Raw genomic sequence first — 18,596 nt, 5'->3', positions numbered from 1 at the left:
TTTTCTCTATCGATTGGCCAGGTCCGCCGGCGGGGCCTGGACGGCTTCCTCCACCACCGAGACGATGGCGAAAGGAGATTCCTTGTAGGTCAGGCCCAGTTGCGGGCTGGACAGAAAGACGTAGTAGGCTCCGGCCTGGGGCGGCGTCAGCCTGGCGCGGTAAACGCCGTCACCGGCTTCTTGGGCCAAAACGCGGTTCTGCCATGTTCCGGGCGCCAGGAAGCTGAGCACTTGCAGGTCGGTCAGGCCTTCTCTGGCTTGGCCGGTAATCGAATCAGTGATGCGGAAGCGCAGATCGACTTCTTCGCCCACCCGGTAGGCCTTGGCCACCAGCAGCGGCTCGATGTCGACACCACGCTCCTCGCGCCGCCGCTCATCAAGCTCGGGGTTCTCATCCACCTTGACCTGGAAGCAGTGGAAGATGCGGGGCGAATCGAGAAAGAAGGCCACGTCGTAGGTTCCCGGACGGCGCAGCATGGCCGAAGTCTTGTAGACTCCCGGACGGCGTTCCTGCAGGCTGCGGTCGACCACCATGACCGCGCGGGGGCTGCGTCCGTAGTTCTTGAAACTTCCCATGGGAGCAGCCATGCCCTCCATGTAGAAGTAGATCATCTTGTCGGCGGGATTGGCCACCAGCACCGCCGAGGCGCCCGGCGCTTGCACGATGCTGGGGGCGGGAGTGGGATTGGCCAAGCTGCCGAACGGCCTTTGCCCTCCAGGAAAGTCAATGGCCGGTACCAACTCGCCTTCCCGTCCCAGTTCGGCCAGCGGAATCATGAAGACCAGTTCGCTGTCGCGGTGACGCACGTAAAGCAGCTCGTCGGTAACCGCCAACTGCTCCGGCCCGGCCAGCATGTCCCCCGTCTGCACGATGCGGTTGGAGGCGCTGTCGATGACATGCAAGGTGTTGGCCAAGGGATTGACGGTAAAGACCAGCCGTCCCCCGGGTCCTGCCAGGATCTGCCCCAAACCGGGATCAGCCTGCATGCGGGCCCGAATCTTGAAGTCGCGGGCTCCCACCGAAACCACCTGACCGCGGTCGGTCAGGCTCACGAAGAGCGCCTCGGCCACCGGCGAATAGGCCATCGAAACCGCCTTGCCGCCCAGTTCCAGGTCGGTGGCCTTCTTCAACTGGCGCACGTCGATCACCGTCAGCAGCCCCTCATCACGAGCCGTGATGAAGGCGTGGCGGCTGTCGCGGTCGAAGACGATCTGCTTGGCTCCGACTCCCGCCGGGATGTCGGCCACCACCTCGAGCGTCTCGGTGTCGATGATGTTGATGCCGCCCTTGCGTCCGCTGCTGTAGCCTACCCATAGATAACGCTCGTCCGGCTGCAAGACGATGCGCCCCGGCTGCGAGCCGACGTCGATCAGGCGCTCCACCTTCCAATTGGCGGTGGAGGCCAGCGCCACCTGACTGGTGTTGGGAACGGACACGAAGAGACGCGTCTGATCTTCGGTCAAGGCCCAGTCCTTGGCCGGACCCGGCAGGAAGATCATGCTCAACAGCTTGGTGGTGCCGAATCCGAAGAGAGGATCCACCACTGAAATGGTCCCGTCGTTGTTCATGGCCAGCACGTGGTAGACGTTCATGTCCAATTCGGGAGGAGTCAGCAGGCTGCCGCTGATGAAGGCTTCGATCTTGGTGCGGCAGGCCTCGTCATCGACCGTCTCCCCGGCGGCCCTCCGATCCATCCAGGCGGCTGGATAAACGGACGAGAGCGGCGTTGAGGTGGCGGTGTCGCGGATCTGGAAGCTGACTTCCACCGGATCGCCTTCCTGGAACACGCCTTGGGCGGCCTTTGAGGCCACCAGATTGCGCATGGTGAAGTCGACCGCGATGCCTTCGCTTTCGAATCCGCCCCGGTAGACGGGGGCTCCAGGAACCGGCTCAGACTCTTCAGCGGCTTCGCTGCCTTGCCTTTCAGGCGCCTGCTGAGCGAGGGCATGCAGGCCGAGAACCGTCAGCAGCACCCACCAGGTCAGTAAGCAGACAATCGGTTGACCAGCTCGTATATTCATTTTGTTCCAACCTTATCGTTGTTTCGCTAGAGACTGGATTACAGCTCTGATCGAGTCATCCCTTCAGCCGATTTGTCCAGTATGTTTGCTACTTAAATCTTGCGTGTACTTTTTGGATACGCGCTTGGAAGACGCCTCCCCCTGTAGCAACAAGCGGGCCAAAACTTGAAAAATGCGTATTTGTGCAGGTTTCGGCGTCCAATCGTTTGGCCAAACCAAGTCCAACCGCAGCGCTTTCGCTCATTCCTGGGTGATCCGCCGCAGTTAGATGACGGGTCAATTGTTTTCGGCTAAAGGTAATCGGTAAGGCCGAATTTCACTGCCGCTAAAGCGGTTTTTTGGGGGACTTTCAGACTTTTCTCGAAGCCGCCCGCAAAGGCTCGCTGAGCCTGGAAAGGCGTGTCCTGGCGGTACGGCGGGCGATTGGGGCGAAATGCCGCGGAGCAGCAAGACTCCCGCTGGGGCAAATCCCTCAGGAACCTCGGCTCGGCCAACCCCTCACCCCGATTCTCCGGCCGCAACAGGCGCTTGACACAGAAATGCCTGCTCTATATCCTTAGCCGTTTAACTTGCGGCCCATTTGCGGACCCGCGCGGAGAGGGAATCAAGAATTGGCATGTGGATCGAACTGGCTGAAATCAGGGAGACGGGCAAGCCGCTGCATTTGCGGCGCGAACTCACGGGGCCGGACCTCGATCTCGATCCCTCGGAGTGCACCCTGAGCCAGCCGGCTGTTGTAGAAGCCACGGTCCGCCTGCTCGACGACATCGCCCGCATCAAGGGCCGCGTCGAGGGCCGACTGAATCTTCCCTGCTGCCGTTGCCTGGAGCCGGTTCCTCTGGAAGTCGACAAATCCTTCCAGGTGGAGTACTGTCCAGATCCGGAATTGGCGGAAGAGGGCGAAGAGTTCGAGTTGGAGTACGAAGACTTGGAGACGGGGTTCTACCGAGGCGACAAGATCGACCTGGCCGGATTGGTCAACGAACAGCTCTTGCTGGAGGTGCCCATGAAGCCGATCTGCCGTCCTGACTGCAAGGGGTTGTGCCCCCAATGCGGGGCCAACTGGAACGAGGAGAGTTGCGAGTGCAGCCAGGAGTCGCTGGATCCCCGCCTGGCCGTTCTGGCCAAACTCAAGGAACGCATGAAGTAAATGCCTCGGCCTTGACGGCGCCGCCAGCGGCGCCGAGCTGGAGGGCGCTGATGGTTAGCAAAGGATAAAGAGATGGCGAATCCTAAACGACGACATTCCCGTTCCCGCCGCGGCAAGAGGCGGGCCCACGACTTTCTCACGCCGCCCAGCCTGTCGGTGTGCAGCAACTGCGGCCAGCCCACCCTCCCTCACCGGGTTTGCATGGAGTGCGGCTACTACAAGGGCCGTCAGGTCATCGAAGTCGAGGAGATCTAAACGAGGCCCATGCTTGCTTTCTTATTTCCGGGCCAGGGCTCGCAGTCGCCGGGCATGGGCCGAGATGTGTTCCAGGAGGACGCTACTGCCCGCCGGACCTTCCAAGAGGCCGACGAGGCCCTGGGCATGGCGCTCAGCCGCCTCTGCTTTGAGGGACCCGAGGACCAGTTGCGTCTGACCGAGAACGCCCAGCCCGCCATTCTCACTGTATCGGTAGCCCTGCTGCGCATGCTGCACGAACGCGGACATCGTCCCGACATCGTGGCCGGCCACAGCCTGGGCGAGTACAGCGCGCTGGTGGCCGCCGGTTCGCTCTCCTTCGCCGATGCCGTAGGGGTGGTGCGGCGACGTGGACAGTTCATGCAGGAGGCCGTTCCGGTGGGCGTGGGTGCCATGGCCGCCGTCCTCAACCTGGAACTGGAGGCGCTGCGGGAAGTGTGCCGGGAGGCGGCTCAAGGCCAGGTGGTGGAGCCGGCCAACCTCAACACCCCCGATCAGATCGTCATCGCCGGCCACAGCGAGGCCGTAGATCGCGCCTGTTCCCTGGCCGCCGAGCGGGGGGCACGCCGGGCTTTGAAACTGCCCGTCAGCGCGCCCTTTCACTGCCGCCTCATGAAGCCGGCACAGGAACGGCTGGCACGGGTGCTGCAGGAGACGCCCATGGACGACCTGGAGATCCCCCTCATCAACAACGTGCAGGCCCGCATCGTGCGCAGCGGCCGGGAAGCCCGCCGGGGGCTGGTCGAACAGGTCTCCTCAGCGGTGCGCTGGACCGACTCGATGGAGACGCTCAATGCCCAAGGCGTCACCCGGGTGACCGAAGTGGGGCCCGGCAAGGTGCTGACGGGAATGATGCGGCGCATCGGCACCGAGGCCGTGTTGTCCAATGTCTCAGGATGGGAGCAGGTGCAAAGCTATGAGTGATTTGGGAGGACGGATCGCGCTGGTGACTGGCGCTTCCCGCGGTATCGGACGCCGCATTGCGCAGGACTTGGCGGCCGATGGCGCCATGGTCCTGGCAGCCAGCCGCAAGCAAGCCGACGTGGACGCGCTGGCCGAGGAAATCGCCTCTCAGGGAGGCCGGGCCGCGGGAGTTGCGCTTGACGTCAGTGACCGTGAACAGGTAAAAAGCGCACTTTCAACGGTTCTCAAGGAGCACGGCGCCGTCGATATCCTGGTCAACAACGCCGGGATCACCCGTGACGGACTGATGCTGAGGATGAAGGACGCCGACTGGGATGCAGTTTTGGCCACCAATCTGACCGGCGCCTTTGCGGTGACCCGGGAAGTGCTGGCCGCCATGCTGCGCAAGCGGGCCGGACGCATCGTCAACATCACTTCGGTGGTGGGTCAGATGGGCAATCCGGGCCAGGCCAACTACGTGTCCAGCAAGGCTGGAGTCATCGGCTTCACCAAGGCGCTGGCGCGCGAAGTAGCCTCCCGCGGCATCACCGTCAACGCCGTGGCGCCCGGCTTCATCGCAACTGACATGACGGCGGAGGTCAACGAAAAGGCCGCCCAGGAATTGAAGAAACAGATCCCGCTGGGGCGGATCGGCACCGTGGAGGACGTCTCCTCGGGAGTGAGATTTCTAGTCTCTGACGCGGCTGGATATATCACGGGCCATGTGCTAAACATTAACGGCGGATTGTACATGTAGAAGGTGGAGGAACCATGGCTTCTGTTGAAGATAAAGTCAAAGAGATCATTGTCGAGCAGTTAGGCGTCTCCGACGGCGACGTCAAGCCCGAAGCCAGCTTCGTGGATGACTTGGGCGCGGACTCGCTGGACACGGTCGAGTTGGTGATGAAGTTCGAAGAGGACTTCGACATCGAAATCCCCGACGAGGACGCCGAGAAGATCCAAACCGTCAAGGACGCCGTCGACTACATTAAGGAACACCAGAAAGATTAGCTCGGGCCTGACGCCCAATCGGGACTCGGCCCAAAAAAGCGGGCCGGGGAAACGTTTTGGACGTTTCGGCATCTATATTGCCGTTCCGTGAAGGGGCTCTTCCCCCTCCCTGCCGCGCTCTCGCCGGGCAGCGGGAGCGGGGAATCCAGCCCCTGGAGGCAGGCATTAGCCGAGGTGTAGCACTTTGAGCAGACGTGTAGTGGTAACGGGGGTCGGACTGGTATCAGCCGTAGGTGTGGATACCGAGTCGACCTGGCAGGGCCTGTTGCAAGGCCGCAGCGGAGTGGCGACCATCAGCCATTTCGACGCTTCCGACTTTCCCACCCGCATCGCCGCCGAGGTCAAGGGCTTCGACCCTCTCCTCTACGTCGACCGCAAGAACGTCAAGAAGATGGACCCCTTCATCCTCTACGCGGTAGCCGCTTCCAGCCAGGCTCTCAAGTGTGCGGGGTTGGAGATCAGCGACGAGAACGCCGACCGCGTGGGGACCTACATCGCCTCCGGCATCGGCGGATTCGGCACCATCGAGAAAGAGCACGAGAAGTTCATCAAGATGGGCCCCCGGCGCATATCGCCCTTCTTCATCCCGGCCGCCATCATCAATCTGGCCGCCGGACAGGTTTCCATCATTTTCGGAGCCCGCGGACCCAATTCGGCCACCGCCACTGCCTGCTCGGCCTCCTCTCATGCCGTGGGCGATTCCTTCAAGCTGATCCAGAGGGGAGCCGCCGACGTCATGATCGCGGGGGGAGCCGAAGCCGCCATCACGCCCATGGGCGTGGGAGGCTTCGCCGCCATGAAGGCGCTTTCCACCCGCAACGAAGAACCCGAAAAGGCCAGCCGTCCCTTCGACGGCGGACGCGACGGCTTCGTGGTGGGCGAGGGCTCCGGCATCCTCATACTGGAGGCCCTGGAGCACGCCCAAGCCCGGGGAGCCCGCATTCTGGCCGAGATCGTGGGCTACGGTATGAGCGGCGACGCCCACCACATAACCGCTCCGCCCGAGGACGGATCAGGCGCCCTCCGCGTCATGAGCAATGCGCTGGAAGACGCCGGGCTGGACCCCTCGGTAGTCGACTACATCAATGCCCACGGCACCAGCACGCCGCCCAATGACCGCATCGAGACACGGGCCATCAAAGATCTGCTGGGCGCCAGAGCTTATGACGTGCCCGTCAGCTCCACCAAATCGATGACGGGACACCTGCTGGGGGCCGCCGGCGGACTGGAGGGAGGCATCACCGTACTGGCCATCCGCGACCAGACGCTGCCGCCCACCGTCAACCAAGAGATTCCCGACCCCGAGTGCGACCTCGACTACGTGGCCAACGAGGCCCGCAAAGCCGAAGTCCGCTACGCTCTCTCCAACTCCTTCGGATTCGGAGGCACCAACGCCTCGCTGCTCTTCAAGCGTTACGAAGAGTAGTCTTTCCCCACACCGCAAGGACGCATTTCACGGCCGGGGCATTCCCCCGCCTGTGCTAAAATGAACGGCAACCACTCGCATGTCTAAGAAGACTCCCCAATCAAGCAGCGCCCGCAAGAGGGCCGGAAGCAAGGAAGGATGGCTGCGGCGCCTGCGGATCCGATTCCGTCCGCTCTCAGCCCGCGATCTGGCGCTGGGACTGGCCACCGCCGCCTTCTTGACCTTCCTGCTGGCCGGCTTCGAATTTCAGCGGCTGCCCGACTATCAAGCCGGGGACATCGCCGACCGCACCATCAAGGCCCTCCATGACTTCACCGTCGAGGACACCTTGGCCACGGCTGAAAAGCGCCAAAGGGCGGCCCGCAACGTTTCCGTCGTCTTCGACCTGGACCTTCGAGTCAACGAGCGTCTGGCTGAGGAACTGCGAAACGGCTTTCAGCGCGGCCGCGAGATTCTGCGCAAAGCAGAGGAGGAACGTTCCTCCGTCCCCGCCCAAAAGCGCCTGCTTCTTCAACGGCTCAAGCGCGAGCTTCCGGCCTTCGACCAGGGCGCAGCCATCGAAGTGCTGATGACCCACGGCTTTGATCCGGACCTGCAGCAAGCCATGGCCGCCCTGCTTAAAGAGGCCCTGGCTTACCCTGGGGTGGTACTGACGCGCGACCTTCTGCAGCGCTATCAGGACCGCGGCATTCTGCTCATGAACTCGGTCACCAGCCAGACCCGCCCCCTCAAGGACCTGGCCCAGGTGCAAGACCTGCAAGAGGCGCGGAAGGCCCTTGGGCAGCAGCAATCCGGTCTGAAAGGACTCGATCCGCGGCAGCGCGGCGAGTTGCTCGACTTGCTGCGCTCCTGGCTGGTGCCCAACCTGATCTTCAACGAGACCGCCACCCGCCTGGCCGAAACAGCGGCCCAGATGGAGGTGGCTCCCGTCCTCATGCAGGTCAAGAAGGGCCGCGCCATCGTGCGGGCCGGCGACGAGGTCACGCCCCAGGCCGGAATGCTCTTATCGGCTTTGCAACAAAGCAAGGACCCGCTCAGACAAGCGGCTCGAGTGATCGGGATCTTCATTCTGGTGGCCTTTTTCCAGATGGCCCTGTGGCGCTATCTGGAGATGCCGGAACGCCGCCTCAAGCCGCAAGTCGGCTACTTCTTGCTGGTCAACCTAGTGATGGCCGGAACAGCCCTGCTCACCAAGGTGATGCTGGGAGTGGCCGACCTGGTTGCGGCGGGAATCCGCCTGCCCCAACTGCAAGATCCGGTCATGCTGCACCTGCTGGTGCCTTTCGCGCTGGGAGCTTTCCTGCTGGTGTTGCTGGTGAGCGTCAACATCACCCTTATCTACTCCATGATCTTCTCGGTGCTGGTGGCGTTGATGACGGGCGACCCGCGCACTTTCGTCTATTCGCTGGCCGGATGCCTGGCCGCGGCCTACGTCCTTCACAACTACCGCCAGCGGGCGGCGCTGGTGAAGGCGGGATTCGTCATCGGATGCGTCAACGCCCTGACGGCCGTGGCCCTGCAGCTCTACGTCGGGACACTCGACGGCACCACCTTGCTGTGGGCCGCCGGACTGGGCCTGGCGGGAGGACTGCTGGCGGCCACGGCGGCTTCCCTGCTGCTGCCCCTGCTGGAGCAACTGTTCGGCATCACCACCGACATCCGCCTGCTGGAGCTGTCGAATCTGAACACCCCCATTCTGCGGCGCCTGGCCGTGGAGGCGCCGGGGACCTATCACCACAGCATCATCGTCGGCACATTGGCCGAAGAAGCGGCTGAAGCCGTGGACGCCAATTCCCTCCTCACCCGGGTGGGCGCCTACTATCACGACATCGGCAAGCTCTCCAAGCCCGAGTACTACGTCGAGAACCAGATCTACTGCGGCAACAAGCACGAGTCGCTGACGCCCTCGATGTCGAGCCTGATCCTGGCAAACCACGTCAAGGAAGGGCTGGCCCTGGCTGATGAAATCAAACTGGCCGGCGAGGTGCGCGACCTCATCCCCCAGCATCACGGCACCCGCCTGATGTCGTTTTTCTACCGCAAGGCTGTGGAAGAAGCGGGCGGAGACGAGACTCAGGTGACGGAAGAGACCTTTCGTTATCCCGGACCCAAACCCCAGAGCAAAGAGGCCGCCATCCTGATGACGGCCGACCAGGTGGAAGCCGCCGCCCGCACCTTGCAGGACCCCTCAGGCGGACAGGTGCGCGGCATGATCCGCCGCATCATCCGCTCAGACATCGAGGACGGGCAGTTCGACGAATGCGACATCACCGTGCGCGAGCTGAGCCGGGTAGCCTCGGCCTACGAGCGTGTCATCTTGAGGATGCATCATCAGAGAATCGAGTATCCTGGATATGAGTTCAGCAAAGACTCCGGCAAGCAGCCTCCGCTGGCCAGTCCACGTGTTCAATAAGCAGCGCGGCCTGAGCATCGACCAGCGTGAACTGCAAGCTTTCGCCGGCCAACTGGCGCAGCGGCTGCATGTTGCGGGCGGCTTCTCGCTGGTCCTGGTGAGCGACCGGGTGATGGCCGACTACAATCAGCGCCACCGGGGAAAAGAGGGGCCTACCGACGTTCTCTCCTTCCCCGACCGGCGCGAACCCTGGGAGGGGGCTGAAGAGCCTTACCTGGGCGATGTGGTCATCTCCCTGGAGACAGCCCGCCGCCGCATGCCGGGAAACGACCTGCAGCGGGAAGTGCGCAGGCTTTGCCTTCATGGGCTGCTCCATCTCATGGGCTACGATCATGAAAGGGACAATGGAGAGATGGAGCAGTTGGAAGTCCGCCTCAGAAAGGAGTTCGACCTTATTTGAGTAGCAGCAGCACTTGGCTTCAGGTGGATATCGCGGGCGCCCTGCTCTTGCTGGGCGCGCTCTTTTTCGTCTCGCTGATCGTCAACGCCGGATGGCGGCTGACCCGTGTCGCTTTGCGCACCATGAGCGAGAAGCTGGAATCTCCTCCCCGTTTGCTGGCACAAATCGCCCGGGACCGAGGCGCCTTCCTGGTGCCCCTGGAGGTGGCGGGCCACGCCCTGCTGGTGGGGCTGAGCCTTCTGACGTACATCATCTTCTCCCAACTGGGACTGGCCTACCCGGTCTGGTGGGCTCTGGGCAGCATGGTCCTGGTGACAGGGGTTTTCTACCAGCTTCTGCCCAAGCTGATGACTCAGCGCAATCCCGAGGGCGTACTGCTGCTCACCCTCAAGCTGCTGGCCCCCATCTATATTCCGCTGCGCTGGCTGAGCGCGCCGCTGTGGCTGCCGCTCAAGCGCAGCAAGGAGAACCAGGACCGGCGTCCAGTGCCCGAGGAGCCCGAAGAGGAAACCGCCGAAGAGGCCATTCAGGCCTACATCGGAGTGGGCACCGAAGAAGGCATCATCGAGAAGGGCGACAGCGAATTGATCCAGTCGGCGCTGGAGTTCGGCAACACCCTGGTTCACGAAATCATGACTCCCCGCACTGAAATGGTGTGCGTTGAAGAGTCGGCCACGGTGGGCCAGTTGCGTGAGATGTTCGTCTCCAGCAAGCACTCCCGGCTGCCCGTCTACCGCGAGGGGATGGATCAGATCGTAGGCCTCATCTACATCCGCAAGTTCTTGGCCCACTGGGACACCTTGAAGGACGATTCTCCCATCGCGCCCATCATCGACGAAGCCAAGTTCGTCCCCGAAACCAAGAAGGTCTCGGACCTGCTCAAGGAGCTGCAGCAGGCCAACGGCAACATGGCCATCGTCATCAACGAGTACGGCGCGGTGACCGGACTGGTGACCACCGAAGATCTGGTCGAGGAGTTGGTGGGAGAGATCCACGACGAGGACGAGCAACGCGAGACCGATATCGAACTGACCGAGAACAATGACTACCTGGTGCGGGGCGGAGTGGAGATCGAGGACCTGGAAGACGCCCTCAACCTCGACCTGGGACACCTCGACGTCACGACCGTCTCGGGCCTGGTGGTGAGCCAATTGGGCCGCGTGCCGCAAAAGGGCGAGCGGGTCGACATCAACTCCACTCTGGAAATCACCGTGACCGACGCCGACCCCCGCCGCATCAACTGGATGAGAGTCCGGGTCGTGGGGGGCCGCGAAGAGAACGCCGGACCGGCCGAACCGGCTTCTGCCTAGGGCTGCGCGCAACTTCCAATCTCCAACCACCAACCCCCGAGCGGGTCGATGGAATCTGTACATGTCGAAGCGACCTGATCCTCAGCGAAAGCACATGCGCCGGGCCCTGCGGCTGGCCCGCCGGGGCATTGGACGCACCAGCCCCAATCCCATGGTGGGCGCCGTGGCGGTCAAGGACGGCAAGGTGGTGGGGGAGGGATATCACCTCTTCGAGAAGCAGCACCACGCCGAGGTGCAGGCCTTGCGCCAGGCCGGCGAGCAGGCCCGCGGCGCCGACCTCTACGTGACGCTGGAGCCTTGCTGCCACCAGGGACGCACGCCTCCCTGCAGCGACTTGATCATCGAAAAAGGAGTGGCCCGCGTCTATGCCGCCGTCGCCGACCCCAATCCGCTGGTGGGCGGACGGGGCATTCAGCGGCTGCGGGAGGCGGGAGTCGAGGTTCACCTGGGGCCCCTTTCCGAGGAGGCGGCCAAGCTCAACGAGACCTTCTTCAAGGCCGTCCGCAGCGGACTCCCCTTCGTCATCCTCAAGCTGGCCATGACCCTGGACGGACGCATCGCCACCGGCAGCGGCGACTCGCGCTGGATCACGGGAGAGAAAGCCCGCGACTACACCCACTTCCTGCGCTACGCGGCGGACGGCATTCTGGTCGGATCGCGCACGGTCACCGACGACGATCCTTCGCTGGACGTGCGCTGGCGGCGGCGCAACCGCATCACCAAGTGCCTGCTCGACACCCGCCTGGCGACGCCGCCGCAAGCCCGCCTCTTCCAGTCCGGCGACCCGGTGCTGCTCTTTCATGCCGAAGACGTGCAGCCCACAGCCTCCTATCCCCCCCACGTACGCTGCCTGCCCGTCCCCCGCTCCCCTCAGGGTCTGGACTGGCAGGCCATCCTGGCCGAAGCCGGCCGCCGCGGACTGCAGAGCCTGCTGGTGGAAGGAGGAGGACTGGTGGCCGCTTCGCTGCTCAAACTCGACCTGGCCGACAAACTGCTTCTTTTCTACGGTCCGCAGATCCTGGGAGGGGACGCCCGGCCGGGCATCGGTCCCATGAACGTCAACCGAATGGCCGAGTCCTATCGTCTCAAGAAGATACGGACGCGACGCCTGGGCCAAGACCTTCTGCTGGAAGGTTACCCGCTGTCACGCTAAACTGGTCGCTACTCACAAGGAACCTTCGGGAGGAATCGAATGATCCGCCGCATGTCTCTCTCACGCACACTTCTCCTTACCGTCTTTCTGGCCTTGGCGGCCCTGGCCGCAGGTTCGGCGCTGGGGGCCGAGGAAGGAACCGACGCCCAAACCAAACGCCCCCTCAGCCACGACGACTACGACGCCTGGAAGCGCATCACCGGCGATAGCCTGTCGCGCGACGGGCAGTGGGTCCTCTACAGCGAAATGCCGGGCGAAGGCGACGCCGAACTGGTGGTCAAAGACCTCGAGAGCGACACCGAGTACCGCCATGGCATCGGCTATCACGCCCGCAACGACTTCGGCCGCAGCGCCAATCCTGAGGCCGCCTTCAGCGCCGATTCCAAGTTCGTGGCCTTCCTCATCCAGCCCTCCATGGAGGAGCACAAGAAGGCCAAGAAAGAAAAGGCCAAGGACGACGACAAGCCCACCGCCACCCTGGGACTGCTCAGACTCAGCGACGGCCAGGTGGAGACGGTGGAGAAGGTCAAGAGCTTCAAAATGCCGGAAGAAGCCGGCGGCTGGGTCGCCTACCTGATGGAGAAAGAAAAAAAGAAAAAAGACGAGGATAAAGACAAGGACAAAGAAGCGGAAGGCGAGGAGAAGCCCGAAGCGGAGTCCAAAGCCGAACCCGAAGAGAAGAAGCCCGAGGGCGAGAAGCAATCCGAAGAAGAGACGAAAGCCGAAGAAGAGGGCGAAGAGAAGAAGGATCACGCCGCCCAACGGCGCAAGAAAAAGAAAGAGGGCACCCGCCTGGCGCTGCGCCGGCTCGAGGACGGCAGCGAAACGACCTTCGAGTGGGCCACCCAGTACCGGTTCACCGACAACGGCCAGTGGCTGATGTGGACCACCGCCAGCAAGAAGGACTACGAGAACGACGGCCTCTACGCCATCCGTCCCGGCAGCGATGAGCCGCTGGCCCTGCTGACCGGCGAAGGCAACTACAAGCGCTGGACCATGGATGAAGAACAGACCCGCCTGGCCTTCGTCTCTGACCGCGACACCAACCACTGGGAAGAGCCCGTCTTCAAACTCTACGGCTGGGATCTGGAATCGTCTGAAGCCCAGCTCTGGGTGGCTCACGACACCACTCCCGGTTTTCCCGAAGGCATGGCGGTCAGCGACAAGGAAGGCCTTTCCTTCAGCCGCGACGGTAAGCTGCTTCTTGTAGGCGTCGCCAAAGCCGATCTGGATCAGGAGGAGGAAGCCGAGATGGAGGAGGAAGCGTCCGGCGAAGAAGAGGGCGAGCCGGCCGAAGGTGACGAGGACGAGGAGGCCGAAGACGAGGAAGAAGAGGCCAAATTCGATCTCTGGCACTGGAACGATCCCTATCCTCAGCCCCAGCAGAAGCGGCTGGCCTCCCAATACCGCAACGAGACCTGGGAATCGGTCTACGACATCGAGAGCGGAAGCTTCCTCAAGATTGCCGACGAGGAACTCGCCGACGTCGAATTCGCCGATTTCGGACACCGGCTCTTCGGCAGCAGCAACCTTCCCTATCGCCAACTGATGGCCTATGAAGGCTTCTTCCGCGATCTCTACGTGGTCGATCCCCGCAGCGGAGAGCGCAGCAAGGTGGCCGAGAAAGTTTCCTCCATGGGCGGGCTGTCGCCCCACGGCAAGTACGTGGCCTGGTATGACGACGGCGATTACTTCGTCCGCGACCTGGCCTCGGGAGAAACCCGCAACCTGACCGCCGACCTGGGGGTGGCTTTTCACCGGTTGGACTGGGACCGCCCCAATCCGCCCGGTCCCTACGGAGCGGCCGGATGGACCGACGACGACCACTCCCTGCTGGTCTACGACCAGTACGACATCTGGGAACTGATGCCGGACGGAAGCGGCGCCCGCCGCATCACCGAAGGCGTGGGGCGGGAGAAGAAGATCGCCTTCCGCTACCGTCGGTTGGACGACGACCTTGACACCATTCCCCTCGATCAACCCCTGCTGCTCGAGGGCACCAACCAGGACACCATCTCCAGCGGATACTTCCGCGACAGCGTCAGAGGCGACTCGCCGCCTCAGGAGCTGACCTTCGGCGAGTACAACTACTCCCTCCCCGAGAAGGCCGAAGAGAGCGACCGCCTGCTTTTCACCCGCACCTCCTTCGACGAGTATCCCGACCTGTGGACGGCCACCCTCGATTTCGACGCCCCGCCCCGCCGCATCACTGATCTGGGCTCCCAGATGGACGCCTTCAAATGGGGAAGCGCCGAACTGCGCGACTTCTACTCCTCGGACGGCCAGCCGCTCAAGGGCATCCTCATCAAGCCCGAGGACTTCGATCCCGCCCAGGAGTACCCGCTCATGGTCTACATTTACGAGACCCTGCACCCGCGGCTGCACTCCTTCCGCCATCCCGGTCCCGGCACCTCCATCAATCCCTCCTACTACGTCAGCAACGGCTATGTGCTGTGGATGCCGGATATCGAGTACGGCACCGGATACCCGGGCAAGGACGCCCTCAAGTGCGTGCTCCCGGGCATCCATATGCTGCTGGGGGAGGGCTGGGTCGACCGCGATGCCATCGGCATTCAGGGGCACTCCTGGGGCGGATACCAAATCGCCTACATGATCACCCAGACCGATATCTTCGCGGCCGCCGAGGCGGGAGCGCCGGTGTCCAACATGACCAGCGCCTACGGCGGCATCCGCTGGGGATCGGGCATGGTGCGTCAGTTCCAGTACGAGCGCACCCAGAGCCGCCTGGGAGACACCTTGTGGGACGTCCCCATGCGCTACATCAACAACTCGCCTCTGTTCTTCGCCGACCGCATCGACACCCCCCTGCTCATCCTGCATAACGACGACGACGGGGCGGTGCCCTGGTACCAGGGCATCGAGCTGATCATGGCCATGCGCCGGCTGGGCAAAGAAGCCTACATGTTCAACTACAACAAGGAAGATCACGGCCTGCGCAAACGCGTCAACCAAGAGCACTGGACGCGCCGCATGGCCGAGTTCTTCGACCACCACCTGAAAGGCGCCCCCATGCCCGAGTGGATGGAGAAGGGCCTGCCGGCCTGGGAGAAGGACGAGGACAAGTGACGCCCCTCCTCCGCCTAGTGCTGCCGGTCATAAGTTCTGAGCCAGGGCCCTCCGTTCTTGTCCCTGACAGGGACAGATTCGCCAGCCCAGCGACTGTGTTGGAAGTCAAGTCCGGGCTCGCTGAAGGCGAGCGATTCGTCAGCCCAGGGTCAGCCGCGGCGAGCGCTAGCGAGACGGCGGCGCCACCCTGGGTTTCAGACGGCAAAGGTCTGAACGCTGAAAGCGTGGGATAACGCGACAGGGTGGCTCAAAACTTCTGATGCACCGCACTAGGGCTACTAAGGGCAGGCAAGGCTACATGTTGAAAGCCCAGTCCGGGCTCGCTGAAGGCGAGCGATTCGTCAGCCCAGGGTGAAGCCCGCTGCAAGCGAAGCGCAGCGAGGGCGTAACCCTGGGTCTATAATCATCGTAAAAACAAACCCTGAAAGGGTGGAATAACGGTTGTCCCAGGCTACCCGCCACCCTCAAGAAAACCGGCCACGGTAACCAGGCGGCTGGCATCGCGGTTGCGGCGCCAGGAGTAGTAGAGGTCGGGACGGCAGGACGTGCACTGCCGGCTGTCCAGGATGGTGCCGACGCCCGCCTGGCGCAGTTGCAGGCGGTTGCATTCCACCAGGTCGAGGCGGCGTCCCGTGAAGATGCGCTCCACCGGATGGCCCTGGCCGGCGAAGGCTTCACGCACTTCACCGCCGACTTCGTAGCAGCAGGCCCTGATGGAGGGGCCGAGGGCGGCCGTGAATCCCGAGGGATGGCTGCCGGTAGCCTGCCTGAGCCGCTCGGCTCCTCGAGCCGCGATGCGACCCAGCGTACCCCGCCAGCCGGCGTGCAGCACCGCGCAACGGCGCCTCCGCGGATCGACGATGATCACTCCCAGGCAGTCCGCCGTGCGGACGGCGGCCACCTGTCCCGGAGCGGTCAGGATGCCATCGGCCCGCTTTCCCGGGTGGCACTCGGCGGCTTCTACAATACGGGCGGAGTGAATGCAGCGGACTCCCGCCGGAGCCTCGATCCCCAACGCTTTCCACAAGGAGGACTTTTCACCTGCGACTCGGGCGGGGCGCTCTGCATCTTCATGAGGGGCGTCGCTATGACGGGTGGAAAACGCATGCACCAGTCCGGCTATCGCCTCCAGCTCGGAGAAAACGTGAAACGGAACACCTCGGCTGACCCTCTGCCTGAACATCAGGGGCGAGATTAGCACACAGGTTGCGGCCTATGATCATCGGAATCGGAGTCGACATCGTTGAAGTCGAGCGCATGCGCAAAGCTATGGCCAACAGCGCTCCTCTCAGGGAAAAAGTCTTCACTGAGAACGAGATCCGCTACTGCGGCGAGCGCAAGACCCAGAATCAGAACTTCGCCGGACGCTTCGCCGCCAAGGAAGCCGTCCTCAAGGCGCTGGGGACGGGCTGGAGCGTGGGCATCCGCTGGACCGACGTCGAAACTCTTCCCGACGACCGCGGCAAGCCCCAAATCGTCCTCCACGGCAAAGCCAAGGAGATCTACCAGGCCTCGGGCGCCAACTCCGCTCACGTCACCATCACCCACTCCGAACACAACGCTGTAGCCGTCGTCATCCTGGAACGGCGGGACTAGTGCAGTGCGCCAGAAGCTTTGAGCCACCCTGTCGCGTTATTCCACGCTTTTCAGCGTTCGCACCTTTGCCGTCTGGAACCCAGGGTGGCGCCGCCGTCTCGCTTGCGTTCGCCGGGGCTGGCCCTGGGCTGGCGAATTGCACACCTTCGGGGTTCTTTCGAACTTCGCATATCGCACCTCGAACTTGGCAAGGCCCTGGCTCAGAACTTATGACCGGCAGCACTATCGACACGCCCTCAGCACACGGGGAGGCGCATCCTTGCGGCGATCCCATCAGTGCTGGGGAGGCGAAGAGCCCGCTACTGGTCCCTCAAGCGGTAAAGCCGCTTGTTGGTCCGCAAAAAGAGACTCTCGTGAGCAATGGCAGGAGTCGCCAGGCTCATTTCTTCCAGGTCATTCTCTTTCAGGATGCTGAACTCATCGGCTGCGGCATCGATGACGAAAGTTTTCCCTCCCTCGCTGAGGCAAAAGATCTTGCCGTCGTAAGCCCAGGGGGAAGCCGAGAAGGTGTTGCCTCCGCGTCCGATGCGGGCCTTGTAGATCTGCTCTCCGCTCTTCTGGTCGTAGGCGGCGAAGAATCCCTTGTCGTAAAGGACGAAGACGCGTCCCTTATAGGCGATGGGCGAGGTGATGTAGGATCCGCCGCGGGGGTCGGCCCAGGCCACGAACTCGCTGCTGGTCTCTTCACCCTGGAGCGTGATGTCGCCCGAGGCCCCGGCCCGGATGGCGAAGAGCGGACGGATGTTCTCGCTGGGCGAACCCGAGCCCACGAAGAGCAGGTCGCCGTCGGCGATGGGGGTGGGCGCGGCCACCACGCTGCTGCCTTTCATGCGCCACAGTTCATTGCCCTTCAGGTCGTAGCTGATGATCACCTGCGTCCCCAGCGTCACGATCTCGGTGCGCCGGCTGTTCTCCCAGATGAAAGGCGTCGACCATCCCGAGCGGATCATGGGATGCTCGATCGTGCGTTCGACCTGCCAGGCCACCTTGCCGGTCTCGGCCTCCACCGCCGCCAGGAATCCCCCGTCCTGGGTGTCGTGGAGAATGTAGACCCTGCCGTCGTGCAGCACCGGCGATGCCGAAGTGCCGAAGTCGAGGTAGATCTGCCCGGGTTCCCAATGGACCTCCCACAGCTTCTCGCCTTCCAGACTGTAGGCCCACAACCCCACGTTGCCGAAGTAGACGTAGACGCGTTCGCCGTCGGTGACCGGGGTCTCGGAGGCGTAGGTGTTCTTGCGGTGGCGTCCGCCCTGGGGGAGTCCCTCGTGAACCTGCTTGCTCCACAGCCTGCTGCCGTCGGAGGCGTCCAGGCAGTAGAGCATCCACTGCACCTTCTTGGATTCCTCCGGAATCTCGTTGTCGCGCTCGCGGACTCGCCGCAGGATCTCTTCCATGGGCAGACCCTGGGCCCTCAGTTCGGCAATGTAGTCGTTTCCGTAGATGCCCGGAGAAGGCTCTTTGAAGTCGCCCTCGCTGATGGCCGAGGTGAGAAAAATCCGCTCGCCCCAGACGATGGGAGAAGACCAACCGCGTCCCGGCACCTCGACGTCCCAGAGCACGTTCTCTTCCTTGTTCCAATCCGAGGGCAGCGACTCGCTCTCGGTCACCGCCAGCCCATTCCCTTCCGGCCCTCGGAACTGCGGCCACGCCTCGTCGTCCTCACCGGCCGCCCAAAGCGCCGCGGTCAGCGCGATCAGCCCAAGTCCAGCCACGGCGGTCCTTGAGACCACACCTGCAAACACGAACCTATGAGTCCTGCTCCCGTCGTTTCTCATGCGCCGAAAACTCCTTCCTCGGTTGGGGGAGATGACAATATACACGCTCGTCCCGCTCTCTGGTTTCGGGAAGCCGAAAGCGGCGCTTCGAGTGT

The 18,596-nt window shown here is 63.1% G+C and carries 15 protein-coding genes; 12 read left to right on the top strand and 3 right to left on the bottom strand.

All coding sequences use genetic code 11. The features are described 5' to 3' along the window. Window positions 1-6 precede the first annotated feature (6 nt). Complete coding sequence (locus tag VLU25_17475) at window positions 7-2,022, bottom strand: cytochrome D1 domain-containing protein (protein HSR69727.1); 2,016 nt, start codon at window positions 2,020-2,022, stop codon at window positions 7-9. A gap of 616 nt (window positions 2,023-2,638) precedes the next feature. On the opposite strand from VLU25_17475, the gene VLU25_17470 reads away from it, so the two are divergent. The 11 genes from VLU25_17470 to VLU25_17420 all read left to right on the top strand — a co-directional run bounded on the left by VLU25_17470 (window position 2,639) and on the right by VLU25_17420 (window position 15,130). Further along, complete coding sequence (locus VLU25_17470) at window positions 2,639-3,172, top strand: DUF177 domain-containing protein (protein ID HSR69726.1); 534 nt, start codon at window positions 2,639-2,641, stop codon at window positions 3,170-3,172. Between the two features lie 72 nt (window positions 3,173-3,244). After that, window positions 3,245-3,427: a 50S ribosomal protein L32 gene (rpmF, locus tag VLU25_17465; protein HSR69725.1), complete on the top strand. Its 183-nt coding sequence runs from the start codon at window positions 3,245-3,247 to the stop codon at window positions 3,425-3,427. Window positions 3,428-3,436: 9 nt separating this feature from the next. Further along, complete coding sequence (fabD, locus tag VLU25_17460) at window positions 3,437-4,351, top strand: ACP S-malonyltransferase (protein HSR69724.1); 915 nt, start codon at window positions 3,437-3,439, stop codon at window positions 4,349-4,351. Beyond that, window positions 4,344-5,087 (top strand): 3-oxoacyl-[acyl-carrier-protein] reductase, encoded by a 744-nt coding sequence (fabG, locus tag VLU25_17455; GenBank protein ID HSR69723.1) that lies wholly within the window; start codon window positions 4,344-4,346, stop codon window positions 5,085-5,087. Before fabD ends, fabG begins: the two co-directional genes overlap by 8 nt. 14 nt (window positions 5,088-5,101) lie before the next feature. Further along, entirely contained in the window at window positions 5,102-5,341 is a 240-nt protein-coding gene (acpP, locus tag VLU25_17450) for an acyl carrier protein (GenBank protein ID HSR69722.1), read from the top strand. Between the two features lie 184 nt (window positions 5,342-5,525). After that, complete coding sequence (gene fabF / locus VLU25_17445; GenBank protein HSR69721.1) at window positions 5,526-6,767, top strand: beta-ketoacyl-ACP synthase II; 1,242 nt, start codon at window positions 5,526-5,528, stop codon at window positions 6,765-6,767. A 79-nt stretch (window positions 6,768-6,846) separates the two neighbouring features. Then, window positions 6,847-9,180: an HDIG domain-containing protein gene (locus tag VLU25_17440; GenBank protein HSR69720.1), complete on the top strand. Its 2,334-nt coding sequence runs from the start codon at window positions 6,847-6,849 to the stop codon at window positions 9,178-9,180. Then, window positions 9,170-9,580: an rRNA maturation RNase YbeY gene (gene ybeY / locus VLU25_17435; GenBank protein ID HSR69719.1), complete on the top strand. Its 411-nt coding sequence runs from the start codon at window positions 9,170-9,172 to the stop codon at window positions 9,578-9,580. The genes VLU25_17440 and ybeY overlap by 11 nt, the downstream gene beginning before the upstream one ends. Continuing rightward, window positions 9,577-10,890 (top strand): hemolysin family protein, encoded by a 1,314-nt coding sequence (locus tag VLU25_17430; GenBank protein HSR69718.1) that lies wholly within the window; start codon window positions 9,577-9,579, stop codon window positions 10,888-10,890. The genes ybeY and VLU25_17430 overlap by 4 nt, the downstream gene beginning before the upstream one ends. 61 nt (window positions 10,891-10,951) lie before the next feature. Beyond that, entirely contained in the window at window positions 10,952-12,043 is a 1,092-nt protein-coding gene (ribD, locus tag VLU25_17425; protein ID HSR69717.1) for a bifunctional diaminohydroxyphosphoribosylaminopyrimidine deaminase/5-amino-6-(5-phosphoribosylamino)uracil reductase RibD, read from the top strand. A 51-nt stretch (window positions 12,044-12,094) separates the two neighbouring features. After that, window positions 12,095-15,130: a prolyl oligopeptidase family serine peptidase gene (locus VLU25_17420; GenBank protein ID HSR69716.1), complete on the top strand. Its 3,036-nt coding sequence runs from the start codon at window positions 12,095-12,097 to the stop codon at window positions 15,128-15,130. A 451-nt stretch (window positions 15,131-15,581) separates the two neighbouring features. On the opposite strand, the gene VLU25_17415 is transcribed toward VLU25_17420, so the two are convergent. After that, entirely contained in the window at window positions 15,582-16,313 is a 732-nt protein-coding gene (locus VLU25_17415; GenBank protein ID HSR69715.1) for a polyphenol oxidase family protein, read from the bottom strand. A 32-nt stretch (window positions 16,314-16,345) separates the two neighbouring features. Between VLU25_17415 and VLU25_17410 the strand changes: the two genes are divergently transcribed. Next, window positions 16,346-16,726 (top strand): holo-ACP synthase, encoded by a 381-nt coding sequence (locus VLU25_17410; protein HSR69714.1) that lies wholly within the window; start codon window positions 16,346-16,348, stop codon window positions 16,724-16,726. A 299-nt stretch (window positions 16,727-17,025) separates the two neighbouring features. Here VLU25_17410 and VLU25_17405 read toward each other — a convergent pair whose 3' ends face one another. Then, complete coding sequence (locus VLU25_17405) at window positions 17,026-18,438, bottom strand: PQQ-binding-like beta-propeller repeat protein (protein ID HSR69713.1); 1,413 nt, start codon at window positions 18,436-18,438, stop codon at window positions 17,026-17,028. Window positions 18,439-18,596: the final 158 nt, after the last annotated feature.

It is taken from the genome of Acidobacteriota bacterium (assembly GCA_035471785.1).
Lineage (GTDB): Bacteria > Acidobacteriota > UBA6911 > RPQK01 > DATIPO01 > JANQFM01.
This window is presented reverse-complemented; position numbering and strand designations above follow the sequence as displayed.